This is a genomic window from Cryobacterium soli, assembly GCF_003611035.1.
GTDB classification, from domain to species: Bacteria; Actinomycetota; Actinomycetes; order Actinomycetales; family Microbacteriaceae; genus Cryobacterium; species Cryobacterium soli.
This window is the reverse complement of the sequence record NZ_CP030033.1, coordinates 1218033-1233469: the sequence shown is the minus strand read 5'-3', so window position 1 is coordinate 1233469 and position 15437 is coordinate 1218033. Positions and strand designations below refer to the sequence as shown.

Here is a 15437-nt window from a genome sequence, read left to right as displayed (position 1 = left end):
TCGTCGAGGATGAGTTGGAATGTCGAACGATGGTAAGGCTTACCTTACCCACTCACTCTACGGAAGATGCACGGGCGTGTCCAGCTAGGATTTTCACAGAATCACGGCCGGCGTTCTGCACCGTACGTTGTCCCCGTCCGCCGGCGTTCCGCGCCCGTTTTGTGCACAGGAGTCACCCATGGTCATGTCCGGAAGCGGCGAACGGGTGGTCTTCGTGGTGGATGCCCCCGGCGACGAGGCCCTGCTCACGGGCGGCACGATCGCAAGGCTCCTCGACGACGATGCCGAGGTGACGGTTCTGTTCGGGGCGGTGCTGGCGGAGCGCGTGCCGGATGCCGCCGCCGTCACGGCCGCCCGCACCGCGCTCGGCGAGACCGACCCTGCGCGGTGGCGGGTGCTGACCGCCCGGCCGGAGGTGGACACCAGGGACGTGCTTGGCGCGGCCCTGACAGAGGCGCAGGCCACAGCCGTCGTCGTCGGCGCCGCCGACCGCGACCTCCGCCAGGCAGCCATCGATGCCGCGGGGGACCACGGGGTGCCGGTGTTCCTCAGCAGCCGGGTCTCCCAGTCGACGGGGCACCGCCTCACCGCGGTCGACGTGAGCGACCAGGTGGACCGCAAGCTGCACGCGCTGGCCGCCTACCCGAACCGCTGGGCCGTCGACGGTCGCGTTGTGTGCCCCGGCGATGGCAGCGAAGTGCTCGTCACGGGCACCGAGACCTTCCTGCGGGGACCTGCGGTGCCGCATCCGTCCGACCCGGAGCCACCCACCAGGGCCACGCGGGTGCTCGCCACCCTGATGGGGCTGGCCGCCGGTGTGCTCTTCGGGGTGCTGGGCACAGTGGCCCACCAGACCACGTTCTCGCTCGCGTCGGTCACGGTGCCGATCGGGCTGGTCCTGGCGTTGCTGGCCGCGGGTTCGCTGCTGCTCGGCCTGCGCCTGGTGGTCGGTGACCGCCTGGTGGTGGGCGCGGCGGCTGTCGGCCTGCTGCTCACGGTCTTCCTGCTGTCGCTGCGCAGCACGGGCGGCTCGGTACTCGTGCCTGCCGGGGTGCTCGGCTCGGTGTGGACGATAGTTCCCGCACTGGTCGCCGCGCTCGTTCTCGCGTGGCCCCGAATTCCCGCCAGAGCACCGACGGCGTAGACTGGCCACTTAGTTCGTGAAGGGAATTCCGCCACTGTGACGTATGTGATCGCCCTGCCCTGCGTGGACGTTAAAGACCGTGCCTGCGTCGACGAATGTCCCGTCGACTGCATCTACGAGGGTGAACGCTCCCTCTACATCCACCCCGACGAGTGCGTGGACTGTGGGGCCTGCGAGCCCGTCTGCCCCGTCGAGGCCATCTACTACGAAGACGACCTGCCCGAGCAGTGGGCCGACTACTACAAGGCCAACGTCGAGTTCTTCGACGACATCGGCTCGCCCGGCGGCGCCGCCAAGGTGGGTGTGATCGCCAAGGATCACCCGGTGATCTCGGTGCTGCCGCCCCAGGTCCAGCACTAGACGTGCTGAAGCCGCTTCCCGACTACCCGTGGGACCAGATGCTGCCGTTCGCGCAGCAGGCCAGGTCCCACGCCGACGGAATCGTCGACCTGTCGATCGGCTCGCCCGTCGACGCGACCCCGCCCGTCGTGCAGGCCGCCTTGGCCCACGCGACGGATGCGCACGCCTACCCGCAGACCACCGGCACCCCGGCCCTGCAGCACGCCATCATCGACTGGTATGCCCGCCGCCGCGGTGTGGCCGGGCTGACCGAGCAGAACGTGCTGCCCACCATCGGCTCCAAGGAGCTCGTGGCGCTGCTGCCGTTCATGCTGGGACTGGGGGAGGGCGACACCATCGTGCACCCCAGGGCCGCCTACCCCACCTACGCGATCGGCGCGGCGATGGCCGGGGCGGATGCGTTGGCGTCCGATGACCCCGCCGAGTGGCCGGCGACGACGAAACTCGTCTGGTTGAACAGCCCCGGCAACCCCGACGGACGGGTGCTGAACGTCGCGTACCTCCGTGCCGCGGTGGCGCGCGCCCGGGAGCTGGGCGCCGTGATCGTCAACGACGAGTGCTACGCCGAACTCGGCTGGGACGCGCCGTGGGACGCCGAGGCGATCCCCAGCATCCTGGACCCTCGCGTGACCGACGGCGACAACCGCGACGTCGTGGCCATCTACTCGTTGAGCAAGCAGTCCAACATGGCCGGCTACCGCGGCGCGTTCGCCGCCGGCTGCGACGCCGTGCTCGGCCGTCTGCTCACCGTGCGGAAGCACGCCGGCCTCATGCTGCCCGCCCCGCTGCAGGCCGCCATGGTGGCGGCCCTCGGTGACGACGAGCATGTCGCCAGGCAGCGCCGGCTGTACCGGGCCCGCCGTGAGGTGCTGCTACCCGCGCTCACGGCCGCGGGCTTCACGATCGAGAACAGCGAGGCAGGCCTGTACCTCTGGGCGACAGCCGGCGTCGACGCCTGGGACTCGATCCGGCAGCTCGCCGAGCTGGGCATCCTGGCCGGCCCCGGCCCGTTCTACGGCGACTTCTTCCCCGAGCACGTGCGGTTCTCCCTCACCGCCACCGACGAACGCATCAACGCTGCCGCCGCCCGTCTCCGCGCCTGGGCTGCGTAACTCCCGCAATTCCCTGGGCGGGCACCCGGCGGATACCGTAATTCCGCTTGCGATGACCCACCCCGGTGGGATTCTGCTGGAGTTGTGCTCACCGCCGGGCTGCTTAGGCTGGGGGCATGGCTGACAGCATCGAGCTGGACGGTGGCGGCGTACCCGTCGACGCGTACGCCGCAGGCGTCGCGGCCCTGTACGACCTCGTCTCCGAGCTGCCTGCGCGGCCTCCCGTGACCCAGGGGCGGATGTTCAACGGCGACGGCCTGCGGGTGCGCGGCCGGATGTTCGCCTTCATCGGCCGCAACGGCGACCTCGTCGTCAAGCTTCCCGAACCGCGAGTGCGCCATCTGGTCGACCAACACGCGGGACGACCCGTCGTGATGGGGGCCCGCACGATGCGCGAGTGGGCGCGGTTTCCGGCCGAGGCCGGGGTGGGCCGATGGAGTGAGATGCTCGAAGAGGCCTACGGCTACGCGCTCGCTCTCGCCCAGGCCTGAGACGCCGACGACCGTGGTTGGGGCCTTTCGGCCCTAGCGATTTTCGATGCGGCAACGCGCCCGCGCGCGTAGTGTCCGCGGGGCGGTCCGGGCTGTAGCGGAGTGCCAACAGGAGCGGTGCGATGTTGGCGGATGCAACAGTATGCCCCTCGGCGGAATAGGCTGTAGGCGGGTTATCGTTGCCAAGCACCACGAGCGTGCTGCGGCGGACCGCCACAGACCAACAGCCGAAAGGCTTTGAAATCCAGGGAGGCGCCGTGAGCGACGTCGCGCAGCGAACACCATCCAATGAGCCGCAGTTCATCGACCGGGCCGTACAGGGCCCGCAGACGGCCACTCTGACCTATCCGGGTGGATCGGCACAGTTCCCCATCCTGGGCAGCACTGACGGCCCGTCCAGCATCGATATCGCGACGCTGACCAAGCAGACCGGTTTCACCACGTTCGACTCCGGATTCGTGAACACGGCGGCAACGAAGTCAGCCATCACGTACATCGACGGCGAGCACGGGATCCTCCGCTACCGCGGCTACCCGATCGAGCAGATCGCCCAGAACTCGAGCTTCCTCGAAACCGCCTGGCTGCTGATCTACGGCGAGCTGCCCACCGAGAGCGAACTCAGCGGGTTCGACACCCGCATCCGTCGGCACACCCTGCTGCACGAAGACCTGCGCCGCTTCTACGACGCCCTGCCGCACAACGCGCACCCGATGTCGGTGCTCTCCGCCGGCGTCTCGGCCCTGTCGACCTACTACCAGGACTCGCTGGACCCCAAGGACCCCGAACAGGTCGAGTTGTCGATGATCCGCCTGCTCGCCAAGCTGCCGGTGATGGCGGCGTACGCGCACAAGAAGAGCATCGGGCACGCATTCCTCTACCCGGACAACTCGCTGAGCTTCGTGGACAACTTCATCAAGCTCAACTTCGGTACCCTCGCCGAGCCGTATGTGGTGAACCCCGTCGTGAGCAAGGCGCTCGAACGCCTGCTGATGCTGCATGAGGACCACGAGCAGAACGCCTCCACCTCGGCCGTGCGCCTGGTCGGCTCCACCGAGGCCAACCTGTTCGCCTCGGTCTCCGGCGGCATCAACGCCCTCTCCGGCCCGCTGCACGGCGGCGCCAACGAGGCCGTTCTCACCATGCTCAGCGACATCAAGGCCTCCGGCGAAGGCGTGCAGAAGTACGTCGAACGCGTCAAGAACAAGGAAGCCGGCGTGCGCCTGATGGGCTTCGGCCACCGGGTCTACAAGAACTACGACCCGCGCGCCAAACTCGTCAAGGAGAGCGCCGACGCCGTGCTCGAGGCCCTGGGCGTGAAGGACGACCTGCTCGACATCGCCAAGGAGCTCGAGTTCATCGCGCTCAATGACGACTATTTCAAGGAACGCAAGCTCTACCCCAATGTGGACTTCTACACCGGCGTGATCTACAAGGCCATGGGCTTCCCGCCGCGGATGTTCACGGTGCTGTTCGCCATCGGCCGGCTGCCCGGGTGGATCGCGCACTGGCGCGAGATGAACCTGGACCCGACCACCAAGATCGGTCGCCCCCAGCAGCTCTACACGGGAGCGGTCGCGCGCGACTACCCCCGCGCCTAGCCTCGCGACCTGCCAGAAAAGCCCCAAGAATCTCGGATTCTTGGGGCTTTTCTCGCAGTTCGCGGAAGGGATCAGGCGTGCAGGGCCGCGTTCAGGGTGATGCCGCTGCCGGCACGGGGCAGCACCTCGACGGCGCCGGTGAGCGAGTTGCGGCGGAACAGCAGGTTCGGCACGCCGGAGAGGTCCTTGGCCTTGGCCGTGCGCGGTGCGCCGTCGGCGGTGCGGGTGCCGTCCAGCAGCACGACCTTGGTGCCGGCGGTCACGTACAGGCCCGCCTCCACGACGGAGTCGTCGCCGATCGAGATGCCGATGCCCGAGTTGGCGCCGAGCAGCGCGCGCTGCCCGATCGTGACCCGCTGGGTGCCGCCGCCCGAGAGCGTGCCCATGATGGATGCGCCGCCGCCGACGTCGGCGCCGTCACCGACCACGACGCCCTGCGAGACGCGGCCCTCGACCATCGAGACCCCCAGGGTGCCGGCATTGAAATTGACGAAGCCCTCGTGCATGACGGTGGTGCCGGGGGACAGGTAGGCGCCCAGGCGCACCCGGGACGCGTCCGCGATGCGCACCCGGTCGGGGGAGACGTAGTTGAGCAGCGGCGGGAACTTGTCCAGGCCAGAGGCGCTGATACCGTGCCGCTGCAGCGACGGCCGGAGCCTGTCGAAGTCGGCGGGCAACACCGGGCCGGCGTTGGTCCAGACCACGTTGGGCAGGTGAGAGAAGATGCCGTCGAGGTTGATCGAGTTGGGCCGGACGAGCAGGTGCGAGAGCAGGTGCAGCCGCAGGTAGGCATCCGAGGTGCCCGCGGGAGGCGCCTGCAGGTCGATCTCGACCGTGACGGCCTCGAGGCGCACGTTGCGGCGGGCGTCGGGGCCTGCGGCCTCCTCCAGCTCGGTGGGCACGATCCAGCGGTCCCGGTCCCGAGGCAGCTCGCCCAGCGCCGGCGCCGGGAACCAGGTGTCGAGCACGGTGCCGTCACCGGCGATCGTGGCCAGGCCGTACCCCCAGGCGTGCGTCGCCGTCTGTGCGGAGGGATCTGACAGGTGTTCGGGGGGAAGGGCGGTGACCATGGCTCTAGATTAGTAGGGTGCCCAACGACCTCACCGATTCCGCCGAGACCGCCCTCACCCTCGACCTCACCTCGTCGTCGATCGAGCTGACCCGCGCCATCTGCGATGTGGAGTCGGTGTCGGGCAACGAGACGCCGCTGGCCGACGCCATTGCCACCGCGCTGGCCGGCTCCGCGCACCTCGAGGTGATCCGCGACGGTGACACCATCGTGGCCCGCACCACCCTGGGCCGCGCCCAGCGCGTGGTGATCGCCGGGCACATCGACACCGTGCCGCTGAACGACAACCTGCCCACCCGCTACGAGACCGTCGACGGTGTCGACTACCTCTGGGGCCGCGGCACCGTGGACATGAAGGCCGGCGTGGCCGTGCAGCTCAAGCTCGCCGCCGAACTGACCGACCCCAGCGTCGACGTGACCTGGATGTGGTACGACCACGAAGAGGTCAACGCCGACCTCAACGGCCTGGGCCGGCTCGCGGCGAACCGCCCCGACCTGTTCGAAGGCGACTTCGCCATCCTGGGCGAACCGAGCAACAGCCAGGTCGAGGGCGGCTGCAACGGCAACGTGCGCATCGAGGTGCGCACCTTCGGCACGCGGGCACACTCCGCCCGGGCCTGGGTAGGCGAGAACGCGATCCACAAGGCCGCCCCGATCCTCGACATCCTCGCGGCCTACACCCCACGCGAGGTGGAGGTGGAGGGCCTGGTCTACCGCGAGGGCCTCAACGCCGTCGGAATCTCCGGCGGCATCGCCGGAAACGTCATCCCCGACGAATGCATGGTGCACGTGAACTACAGGTTCGCGCCCAGCCGCACGGCCGCAGAGGCCGTGGCCCACCTCGAAGAGCTGTTCGCCGGCTTCGACATCACCGTGGTCGACCTGGCAGAAGGCGCCAGGCCCGGCCTGGACGCGCCGCTGGCGATCAAGTTCCTCGACGCCGTCGGCGCCGAACCCCGCCCCAAGTACGGCTGGACCGATGTGGCCCGCTTTTCGGCGCTGGGCATCCCGGCCGTGAACTACGGCCCCGGCGACCCGCTCAAGGCACACGCCGACGACGAACGGGTGGCGCTCTCCCAGATCACCGACTGCGAAGACTCCCTGCGGGCCTGGCTGACCGCGCCGATCGGCTGACCGTGACGCCCACCAGCGCCTCCCCGGCCCCGGTGCGCGCCCCGGCCGACCGGGCGCTGCCGGCGCGCTGGCTGGCCCGCTACCGGATGGTGCCGTGGTGGCAGAAGGTCATCGTGATCTGGCTGCTCTCCCGGCTGGTGACCACGACCCTCGTGCTGGCGCTGGCAAGCGTGCAGGGGCAGAACCCCTGGACGACGGCGAAGCCCGGCTACACGGCGTTCGCAAACATGTGGGATGCGCTCTGGTACAACATCGTCGCCGTCGGCGGCTACCCGTCGGTGCTGCCGGTCACGGTGGACGGCCACGTGGGCGAGAATGCCTGGGCGTTCATGCCCGGCTACCCGGCCGTGGTGCGGATTCTCATGCTTGTCACAGGAGCACCCTGGGCGACCATGGCGGTCGTGGTGTCCGTCGCGTGCAGCCTGGGCACCGCGCTGCTGTTCTACCGCCTGATGCGCCGGGTGCAGCCGCAGTCGACGGCCCTGTTCGCCGTGCTGCTGTTCTGCGTGGCGCCGCTGTCGCCGCTGCTGCAGTTCGGCTACGCGGAGTCCATGCAGTTGCTGCTGCTCACCCTGGCCCTGCTCCTGGTGCTGCAACGCCGCTACCTGGTCCTCGTGCCCGTGATCGCGCTCATGGCACTCACCCGGCCGAGCGGCCTGGCCTTCGCTTTGTTCCTCGCCCTGCACGTGGGGTACCGCTGGTACAGCCGGGCCAGAGACCCGTTCCCCGCCCGCGAAGCGGTCACAGCATCATCCGTTGCGGTGTTCAGCGGTCTGATGGGGTTGGCCTGGCCCGCCATCGCCTGGGCCGTGACGGGGTCGGCCACCGCCTACACCGACACCGAACTGGCCTGGCGCTCCGCGTACATCGGCTACCAGGAGCTGGTGCCCTTCGCCGCCTGGTTCCAGAGCGGCGTCTGGTGGCTCGGCCAGCCGCTGGGCATCCTCGTGGTGGTCGCCCTGATCCTCGGCTTCGCGGTGCTGATGTTCACCCCCGCGGTGCGAAGCCTCGGAGTGGACCTGCGGCTGTGGGTGGTGTCCTACGCGCTCTACCTACTGGCCGTGTTCTTTCCGCAGTCCAGCGTCTTCAGGCTGCTGATGCCGATGTTCCCGCTGCTCGGCGCGCTCGCCCGGCCGCGCAGCATCGTGTACCGCGTTGTGGTCACACTGCTGCTCGTTTGCGGCCAATGGGGCTGGCTTCTGCTCTGCTGGGGCGTCGACGGGGCCGATTGGACCCCGCCCTAATTACTGTCTGACGGCCGAATGGTCGATAATAGGACTACGACTACGAATGGAAGGGGAGTTCATGGCGGCCATGAAGCCACGGACCGGAGACGGGCCAATGGAGGCTGTAAAGGAGGGGCGCCTTATCATCGTGCGTGTACCGCTCGAAGGTGGAGGTCGACTCGTCGTCTCTGTGAACGACGCCGAAGCCAAGGAGCTTCACGATGCGCTCGCCGGTGTAGTCACCCCGGCCGTATAACAAGTTTCAACCGATCGGCTGTGCGGTTCTCCGCACAGCCGATTGCTGTATCCATCGCCGGCACACGGCAGCGGATGCTCCCGCCGTGATCGCCCCCGGCGCCGAAACGGTCAGGCGCGCAGCTTGGTGATCTGCAGCAGGCCGTCGCCCACGGGGGAGAGGGCGCTGATGACGGCCTTGGATCCGGCGATCTCGTTGAGCAGGGTACGGAAGCCGGTGGCGACCTCGTCGCGCTGAGCGGGGTCGGCCACCCGGCCGCGCCACAGAGCGTGCGCCACGAGCACGGTGCCGCCCGGCCGGGCCAGGCGCAGGCCGTGCTCGACGTATTCGATGACCGACTGCGGGTCGGCATCCACGAACACGATGTCGTAGGAGTTCTCGTTCATGCGGGGAAGCACCTCGGCGGCGCGGCCCGTGATGAGCCGCACCCGGTTACCCGGGATACCGGCCTCGTGGAAGTTGGCCTTGGCGTGCTGCTGGTGGTCGACCTCGATGTCGATGGAGGTCAGCGTTGCCGCGGGGGCGCCCGTGAGCAGCCAGATGCCGGAGACGCCGGCCCCGGTGCCCACCTCGAGGATGCTGCGGGCACCGGTCGCGGCGGCGACGACGGCCGACTGCGCGCCCACCGAAGGGGCGATCGCGTCGATGCCGAGTTCGAGGGACTGCTGGCGGGCACGGGCCAGGGCGTCGCTCTCCACCACCGAGTCGTCGGCGAATTTCCAATTCAGATCTTTGTCAGACATTCCGCAACTCCAGTAGATGTATGGGATAAGCCTAGGGCCGCGCTGCCCCTGGTGCGGGGATGCCTCGCCGGGGGGATATTCTGAGGGCATGTTTGGTCTGACGTTCGAGAAACTCCTGCTTGTCGGGATCATCGCCGTCTTCCTGCTCGGTCCGGAGAAGCTGCCGCACTACGCCGCCCAGCTCGGCCGCCTGGTGCGCCAGCTACGGGACATGGCCAACGGCGCCAAGGACCGGATGAAAGACGAGATGGGGCCGGAGTTCGACGATGTCGACTGGAAGAAGCTCGACCCGCGCCAGTATGACCCGCGCCGGATCATCCGGGAAGCCCTCACCGAGGACGAACCGGTCAAGCCGCAATCTGCCATGATCTCCCGCGCCGGGGTCAACCCGGACAGCGCCTACCTGCAACGCAAGCGCGCCCGCGAGGGTGCCCTGACCGGTCCCGCCCCGTTCGATTCCGAGGCCACCTGACACTCGGCCTTCGGCATGATCGCGGCCGACGATCCCGCAGGGCGGGAGTCCTCGGACTGGGGGACCCGCCGGAACGGTGACCTGAGTATCGTCAAGGGTGAGTGCGCACCTCTGGCGCGCACCGGCAGGGGAGAGGTCGAACCATGAGCGGAAGCACACGTCGTCTGATAGCGCTGGGTTTCGTCGCGGGAGTGGCCACGGTGTCCCTCGGTGTGGCGGCCTATGCTGCCGGGGTCGGGCAGTCGTTAGCGACAGCGGCGCCCGCAGCGCAGTCCACGGCGCAGCCCCTCGCGCAGCCCACACGGACCCCCGTAGCAACTCCGGCGCCGACATCGGTCGCCACCCCCGCCCCGACGCCTGTGGTGGCCGCATTCGACGAGGCCGCGGCTGACGACGACTCATCCGCCGACACCAACGACAGCGCCTCCGACGTCCAGCCCGCCGACGGCAACGTCGTCGAGGTGCGCACCCCCAACCCTGACGCCGTGCCCAACACCCCCGCGGAGTACGCGTACTTCTACGGTTTGATCACCGAGTGCATGAGCGCGGCGGGATACGACTGGCAGGGAAACTGGCTGAGCTCCGAGGGCACCTTCTACAGAGGGGACATGACCCAGGTCGGTGATGTCGAACCGGACCGCCAGGCAGGCTTCACTCTCGCCCTGGATGGCGACACGGGCACCGGCGACTACTACCACTGGGCGGATGCCGGTTGCTGGGGCAACGCGGTGCACGTCACCGGTAACGACGGGAACAACTAACTGGCCGAGCCTCTTGCGGTGACGGGGTCGGCTGCGAAACGCGGAGATGGTCGTGGGGTCTCGACGATCTTGACCACCGAGTGGGCGCGGGGTATCGACAGGCTCGACCACCGTTAACGACGCGGCCCCGACCACTGGTTGAGCGTGTCGAAACCCGGTGAGACGGCCCGGGCTGGGATGGGAGGGCTAACGCCGACGAGCCGCCTTCAGAGTGCGGGCGAGCAGCACCATGGGCCCCACCAGTCGCGCGAACTCCGTGCCGGTTCCGGGCAGTCGAAGCACACCGGTGGCCAGGGAGATGGTGACCGGGTCCACGAACCGCTTGAGGCCCTCTGGTCCGTTGCGACGGCCCAGGCCTGAGCTCTTGACGCCGCCCATGGGCGCGTCGACGGCGGAGAACGAGCCGCGGTAGCCCTCGTTCACGTTGACGCTCCCGGCCTCCAGCGCGCCGGCCACGCGCAGGCCTCGCCGGGCGGAGCCGCTGAGCACCGCCGCGTTCAGCCCGTAGGCGCTGTCGTTGGCGGCGAGGATCGCCTCCTGCTCGGTGTCGACCACCGACACCGACACCACCGGTCCGAACGTCTCGTCGGCGAAGCAGAGCATGGCCGGGGTGACGCCGGTGAGGATCGTGGGCTCGAAGAAGTACGGGCCGAGGTCGGGCCGGCCCCGGCCGCCCGCGTGCACAGTGGCGCCGTGGGACACCGCATCCTGCACGTGCCTGGTGACCCGGTCCAGTTGGTCCTGCGAGGTGAGCGAACCGACGTCCGCCCGGTAGTCCAGGCCGGAGCCGAGCAGCAGGGCCCGGGTGAGAGTGCTGAACTCCTGCAGGAAGCGCTCCGCGACCGCCCGCTGCACGTAGATGCGCTCGATCGACACGCAGAGCTGCCCGAGCGACGAGAAGCAGGCGTACGCGGCCTGGGCTGCGGCGCGGTGGGGGTCGACGTCGTCGAGCACGATCATCGGGTTCTTGCCGCCCAGCTCGAGCGACGCCCCGATGAGGGTGCTCGCCGCCTGTTCGCCCACCTGGATGCCCGTGGGTGTCGAGCCGGTGAAGCACACGTAGTCGGCGCCGGCCGTGACCGCGCTGCCGATCTCGGAGCCCGGCCCGGTCACGACGGCCCAGAGGTCGGCCGGCACCCCGGCGTCGATGAACGCCCGGCGCAGCATCAGGATGCTCAGCGTCCCCTGGTTGTCGGCCTTCTGCACCACTCCGCAGCCGGCGGCCAGCGCGGGGACGACGTCCATCGCGGCCAGGCTGAGCGGGAAGTTCCACGGGGTGATGACCCCGGCGACGCCCTTGGGCCGGTAGCGCACCCGGGTGGTCACGAGCACCGGCAGGCCGGACCTGCGCCGCTCACCGCCGAGCACCCGCCGGGCGGCGAGGGCGTTGTACCGGGTGACCCCGGCGGCCTGGAAGACCTCCTCGAACGCCTGCCCGCGGGTCTTGCCGGTCTCGGTCTGCAGGGTGTCGAGCAGGCTCTCGCGCCGGCTCAGCAGCAGGTCGTGGGCCTTCAGCAGCACCGCTCGGCGGTGGGCGAATCCGGCTCGGGCCCAGCCGATCTGGGCGAGGCGGGCGCGGGCGTAGGCATCCGTGACGTCCTGCGGACTGCTCAGCGGCAGCGCGTGCAGCGGTTGCCCGGTGAAGGGGGCGATGACCGTGACCGTGTCACCGGAGGTGGAGCGGATGTCGCGGGCGAGTTCGGCGATGAACGGGAGTTCCAACGTGGCGGAAGTCATGGGGGCAGTCTAGACACGTGTGCCGCAGCGCACGCGCGAGGGGGAGGCGGCTCGCGGGGCCGGGTCAGCGCGGGGAGATGCCCAGGCTCAGCCCGGCCAGGCCGCGTCCGCGGGTGGCCAGCCGGTCGGCGATGGCCTGGATGGCCGCCGCCGCTGGGTCGGCCGGGTCGCCGAGCACCACCGGGATGCCCGTGTCGCCGCCGCTGCGCAGGGCGACGGAGAGCGGTACCTGGCCGAGCAGCGGCACCGGGGTGTCCTGACCGGCGGAGAGCCGGGCGGCGACCTCGGCGCCGCCTCCGGAGCCGAAGATCTCCAGCATGGTGCCGTCGGGCTGCATCAGCCCGGACATGTTCTCGATGACGCCGTAGATCGACTGGCCGGTGTGCCGGGCCACGGCGCCGCTGCGCTCGGAGATGTCGGAGGCGGCCGGCTGCGGGGTGGTGACCACGATGACCTCGGCGTGCGGCAGCAGCTGACCCACCGAGATGGCGATGTCGCCGGTGCCCGGCGGCAGGTCGAGCAGCAGGATGTCGAGGTCGCCGAAGTAGACCTCGGTGAGGAACTGGGTGATGGTGCGGTGCAGCATCGGGCCGCGCCAGGCGACGGCCACCGAGGTGTCGTCGACGAACATGCCGATCGAGATGACCTTCACGTCGTAGCCGATCGGCGGCAGGATCATGTCGCCCACCTGGGTGGGCTTGACCATACCGGACTGGCCGCCGGGCGTGGCCGGCGGGGTGACCAGGCCGAGGAGGCCCGGGATCGAGAAGCCGTAGACATCGGCGTCGACGATGCCCACGCGGAGGCCCCGCGCGGCCAGGGCGACGGCCAGGTTGGCGGTGACGGTGGACTTGCCCACGCCGCCCTTGCCGCTGGTGATCGCGTAGATGCGGGTGAGCGAGTCGGGGGAGAACTGCAGGCTGCGGGCGCCCTGGCCGCCGCGGAGCTTCTCGGTCATGGCGCGGCGCTGCTCGGGGGTCATCACCGAGACGACCACGCGGGCCAGGCCCTCCCCGACGACGGATTCGGTCGCCTCGCGCACATCCGTCTCGATGCGGGTGGCCGCCGGGCAGCCGGCGATGGTGAGCCGGATGTCCACGGTGGCGCCGCCGTCGGCGTCGATCGTGACACCCGACACCATGTCGAGCTCGGTGATGGGTTTGCGGATCTCCGGGTCGATGACGCGGGCGAGGGCGGCCAGAACCCGATTCTCAGTCAATCGGGTGCGCCTCCTGGGCGCTGCGGCGATCGGCGGCGGCACGGCTGATGCTGCCCTCGCGTTCCCGGCTCTCCAACTCGCGGCTCTCGCGGTCGCGGGCGGCCTCGCTTTCGCGGCGCGCCTGCTCGTCACGCTGGTCGAGGTTGTCGAGCATGGCGCGCAGTTCCGCGCGGAGGAAGTCCTTGGAGGCGAGGTCCTTCATGCCCAGGCGGAGGGCCACGACCTCACGGGCGAGGTACTCGGTGTCGGCCAGGTTGCGTTCGGCGCGCTGCCGGTCCTGCTCGAACTGCACCCGGTCGCGGTCGTCCTGCCGGTTCTGCGCGAGCAGGATCAGCGGAGCGGCGTACGACGCCTGCAGTGAGAGCACCAGGGTGAGCGCGATGAAGCCGAGCTCGATCGAGTCGAAGCGCAGGCTGATCGGGGAGAGCGTGTTCCAGCTGATCCAGAAGACCGTGAAGAGGGTCAGGCCCAGCAGGAACCAGGGGGTGCCCATGCCGCGGGCGATCGCCTCAGTGAGCCGGCCGAACCTGTCGTTGCTGCGTCCGTTGCGCTTGCGCCCGACCAGGTTGGTGGTGCGCAGGCCCTTGGGCGTGTCGAGGCGGAGCTCCGACTTGTTAGCTCGTGCCATTGTCGTGCCTCCGTCCACCGGGTAGCGGGATACTGCCTGTCATCAGCTGGGTTCTGGCCGTGGCACGTTTACGCACCTCGTCGTTGCCGTCGTGACTTCGCCAGTCGTCCGGCAGCAGGTAGTCGAGCACGTCATCAATCGTCACCACCCCGACGAGTCGGTGGTTGTCGTCGACGACCGGAACGGAGACCAGGTCGTAGCTGGCCAGGATGCGGGTGACCTCGGCGGCCGAGGTGTCCGCGGTGACGGGCTCCAGACCCAGGTCGAGCAGCGTGCCGAGGCGTTCGTGCGGCGGGTAGCGCAGCATCCGTTGGAAGTGCACCATGCCCAGGAACCGGCCGGTGGGCGGCTCGTAGGGCGGCAAGGTGACGCAGATCGCGGCGCCCAGCGCGGGCGCCAGGTCGTGCCGGCGGATGAGTGCGAGGCCCTCGGCCACGGTGGCGTCGGCCGAGACGATGATCGGTTCGGTGGTCATCAGACCGCCGGCGGTGTCCGGGGCGTAGGAGAGCAGGAACCGCACGTCGTCGGCTTCCTCTGGCTCCATCAGGTCGAGCAGCTGCTCGCCGCGCTCCTCCGGCAGTTGGGCGATGAGGTCGGCGGCGTCGTCGGGCTGCATGTGGTCGAGCACCTCGGCGGCGCGCGAGTCGCCGAGGCGGGTGAGGATGCCCACCTGCTCGCTCTCGGGCATCTCCTCGAGCACGTCGGCCAGCCGGCCGTCGGGCAGCTCCTCGGCCACCTCGAACATGCGCTGCCTGGGTAGGTCGAGCAGGGTGTTCGCGAGGTCGGCGGGCTTCATGTCCGAGTAGGTGGCGATGAGCTGCTCGGCCGACTGGGACTCGCCCGCGGTGACCTTCTCGTAGACCTCGTCCCAGTTGGCGAAGGCCGTAGCGCCCTTGGCGAACAGTGACGAGCTGGCCTTGGGGCGGCGCACGAACAATTGGCTGATCGCCCAGTCGCCCTGGGCGGACTCCTCGATCGCGACGTCTTCGATGGTGGCCTCGCCCGAGCCGTCGTTGAACGCGACCCGGCGGCCGAGCATCTCGGCGATCACTCGCACCTCACCGCCGCGCTGCTCGAAGCGGCGCACGTTGATCAGGCCTGTGGTGATGATCTGGCCGCTGCCGATGCTGGTGACCCGGCCGATCGAGACGAACACCCGGCGTTTGCCGGGGATTTCGACGATCAGGCCGACCACGCGGGGCGGGTCGTCTTTTCGGTAGACCACCAGCACGTCGCGGACCTTGCCCACGCGGTCGCCCGCGGGGTCGAAGACGTTGCACCCGGCCAGTCGGGCGACGAAGACTCTGGTGTTTGCCACACCTCTAACTTAGCTTGTGCGCGCCGCACGGCACCCGTGGCACCGCGCTGCGTCAACTGCAGTCGACGGCCGGCGTGTGGCCGGTGTTGGAGCCCTCATCGGGGCATTCTCCCACTGGATGCACAGCGGCCCCTGCTGGTATCCGGGCGGATCGTGGAAGAATGGGGGC

Annotated in this window: 16 protein-coding genes; 10 read left to right on the top strand and 6 right to left on the bottom strand. The window is 69.4% G+C overall.

The window, feature by feature from the left end; genetic code table 11:
• The first annotated feature begins 178 nt into the window (after positions 1–178).
• The 5 genes from DOE79_RS05600 (at position 179) to DOE79_RS05580 (ending at position 4705) form a co-directional block, all read left to right on the top strand.
• Positions 179–1144 (top strand): DUF6113 family protein, encoded by a 966-nt coding sequence (locus DOE79_RS05600; protein ID WP_120337637.1) that lies wholly within the window; start codon positions 179–181, stop codon positions 1142–1144.
• A 36-nt stretch (positions 1145–1180) separates the two neighbouring features.
• Positions 1181–1504, top strand: a complete 324-nt coding sequence (gene fdxA, locus DOE79_RS05595) for a ferredoxin (RefSeq protein ID WP_066594116.1) — start codon at positions 1181–1183, stop codon at positions 1502–1504.
• Positions 1505–1542: 38 nt separating this feature from the next.
• Positions 1543–2616 (top strand): succinyldiaminopimelate transaminase, encoded by a 1074-nt coding sequence (gene dapC, locus DOE79_RS05590; protein WP_120340182.1) that lies wholly within the window; start codon positions 1543–1545, stop codon positions 2614–2616.
• A gap of 116 nt (positions 2617–2732) precedes the next feature.
• Positions 2733–3107: a hypothetical protein gene (locus DOE79_RS05585; protein ID WP_120337636.1), complete on the top strand. Its 375-nt coding sequence runs from the start codon at positions 2733–2735 to the stop codon at positions 3105–3107.
• 302 nt (positions 3108–3409) lie between these two features.
• Positions 3410–4705, top strand: a complete 1296-nt coding sequence (locus DOE79_RS05580; protein ID WP_120340181.1) for a citrate synthase — start codon at positions 3410–3412, stop codon at positions 4703–4705.
• A 71-nt stretch (positions 4706–4776) separates the two neighbouring features.
• Here DOE79_RS05580 and dapD read toward each other — a convergent pair whose 3' ends face one another.
• On the bottom strand, positions 4777–5775 hold the full coding sequence (dapD, locus tag DOE79_RS05575) for a 2,3,4,5-tetrahydropyridine-2,6-dicarboxylate N-succinyltransferase (protein WP_120337635.1): 999 nt from the start codon (positions 5773–5775) through the stop codon (positions 4777–4779).
• 17 nt (positions 5776–5792) lie between these two features.
• On the opposite strand from dapD, the gene dapE reads away from it, so the two are divergent.
• The 3 genes from dapE (at position 5793) to DOE79_RS05560 (ending at position 8390) form a co-directional block, all read left to right on the top strand.
• A complete protein-coding gene (dapE, locus tag DOE79_RS05570; RefSeq protein WP_120337634.1) occupies positions 5793–6908 on the top strand; it encodes a succinyl-diaminopimelate desuccinylase in 1116 nt (371 codons plus the stop codon).
• A gap of 2 nt (positions 6909–6910) precedes the next feature.
• On the top strand, positions 6911–8152 hold the full coding sequence (locus DOE79_RS05565; protein ID WP_120337633.1) for a hypothetical protein: 1242 nt from the start codon (positions 6911–6913) through the stop codon (positions 8150–8152).
• Positions 8153–8213: 61 nt separating this feature from the next.
• Complete coding sequence (locus DOE79_RS05560; protein WP_084021373.1) at positions 8214–8390, top strand: DUF3117 domain-containing protein; 177 nt, start codon at positions 8214–8216, stop codon at positions 8388–8390.
• A 110-nt stretch (positions 8391–8500) separates the two neighbouring features.
• Here DOE79_RS05560 and DOE79_RS05555 read toward each other — a convergent pair whose 3' ends face one another.
• Positions 8501–9133, bottom strand: coding sequence for an O-methyltransferase (locus DOE79_RS05555; protein WP_120337632.1), 633 nt, complete (start codon positions 9131–9133; stop codon positions 8501–8503).
• Between the two features lie 88 nt (positions 9134–9221).
• Between DOE79_RS05555 and DOE79_RS05550 the strand changes: the two genes are divergently transcribed.
• Positions 9222–9605 carry a twin-arginine translocase TatA/TatE family subunit gene (locus DOE79_RS05550; protein WP_120337631.1) on the top strand — a complete coding sequence of 128 codons (384 nt, stop codon included), beginning with the start codon at positions 9222–9224 and terminating at the stop codon, positions 9603–9605.
• Between the two features lie 143 nt (positions 9606–9748).
• A complete protein-coding gene (locus tag DOE79_RS05545; protein ID WP_162942609.1) occupies positions 9749–10366 on the top strand; it encodes a hypothetical protein in 618 nt (205 codons plus the stop codon).
• Between the two features lie 186 nt (positions 10367–10552).
• On the opposite strand, the gene DOE79_RS05540 is transcribed toward DOE79_RS05545, so the two are convergent.
• The 4 genes from DOE79_RS05540 to DOE79_RS05525 all read right to left on the bottom strand — a co-directional run bounded on the left by DOE79_RS05540 (position 10553) and on the right by DOE79_RS05525 (position 15268).
• Positions 10553–12103 carry a succinic semialdehyde dehydrogenase gene (locus DOE79_RS05540; protein ID WP_120337629.1) on the bottom strand — a complete coding sequence of 517 codons (1551 nt, stop codon included), beginning with the start codon at positions 12101–12103 and terminating at the stop codon, positions 10553–10555.
• Between the two features lie 64 nt (positions 12104–12167).
• On the bottom strand, positions 12168–13322 hold the full coding sequence (locus tag DOE79_RS05535; RefSeq protein ID WP_245977139.1) for a P-loop NTPase: 1155 nt from the start codon (positions 13320–13322) through the stop codon (positions 12168–12170).
• Positions 13315–13950: a DUF1003 domain-containing protein gene (locus DOE79_RS05530; protein WP_084020718.1), complete on the bottom strand. Its 636-nt coding sequence runs from the start codon at positions 13948–13950 to the stop codon at positions 13315–13317. The genes DOE79_RS05535 and DOE79_RS05530 overlap by 8 nt, the downstream gene beginning before the upstream one ends.
• Positions 13937–15268 carry a magnesium transporter MgtE N-terminal domain-containing protein gene (locus DOE79_RS05525; RefSeq protein WP_066594140.1) on the bottom strand — a complete coding sequence of 444 codons (1332 nt, stop codon included), beginning with the start codon at positions 15266–15268 and terminating at the stop codon, positions 13937–13939. Before DOE79_RS05525 ends, DOE79_RS05530 begins: the two co-directional genes overlap by 14 nt.
• Positions 15269–15437: the final 169 nt, after the last annotated feature.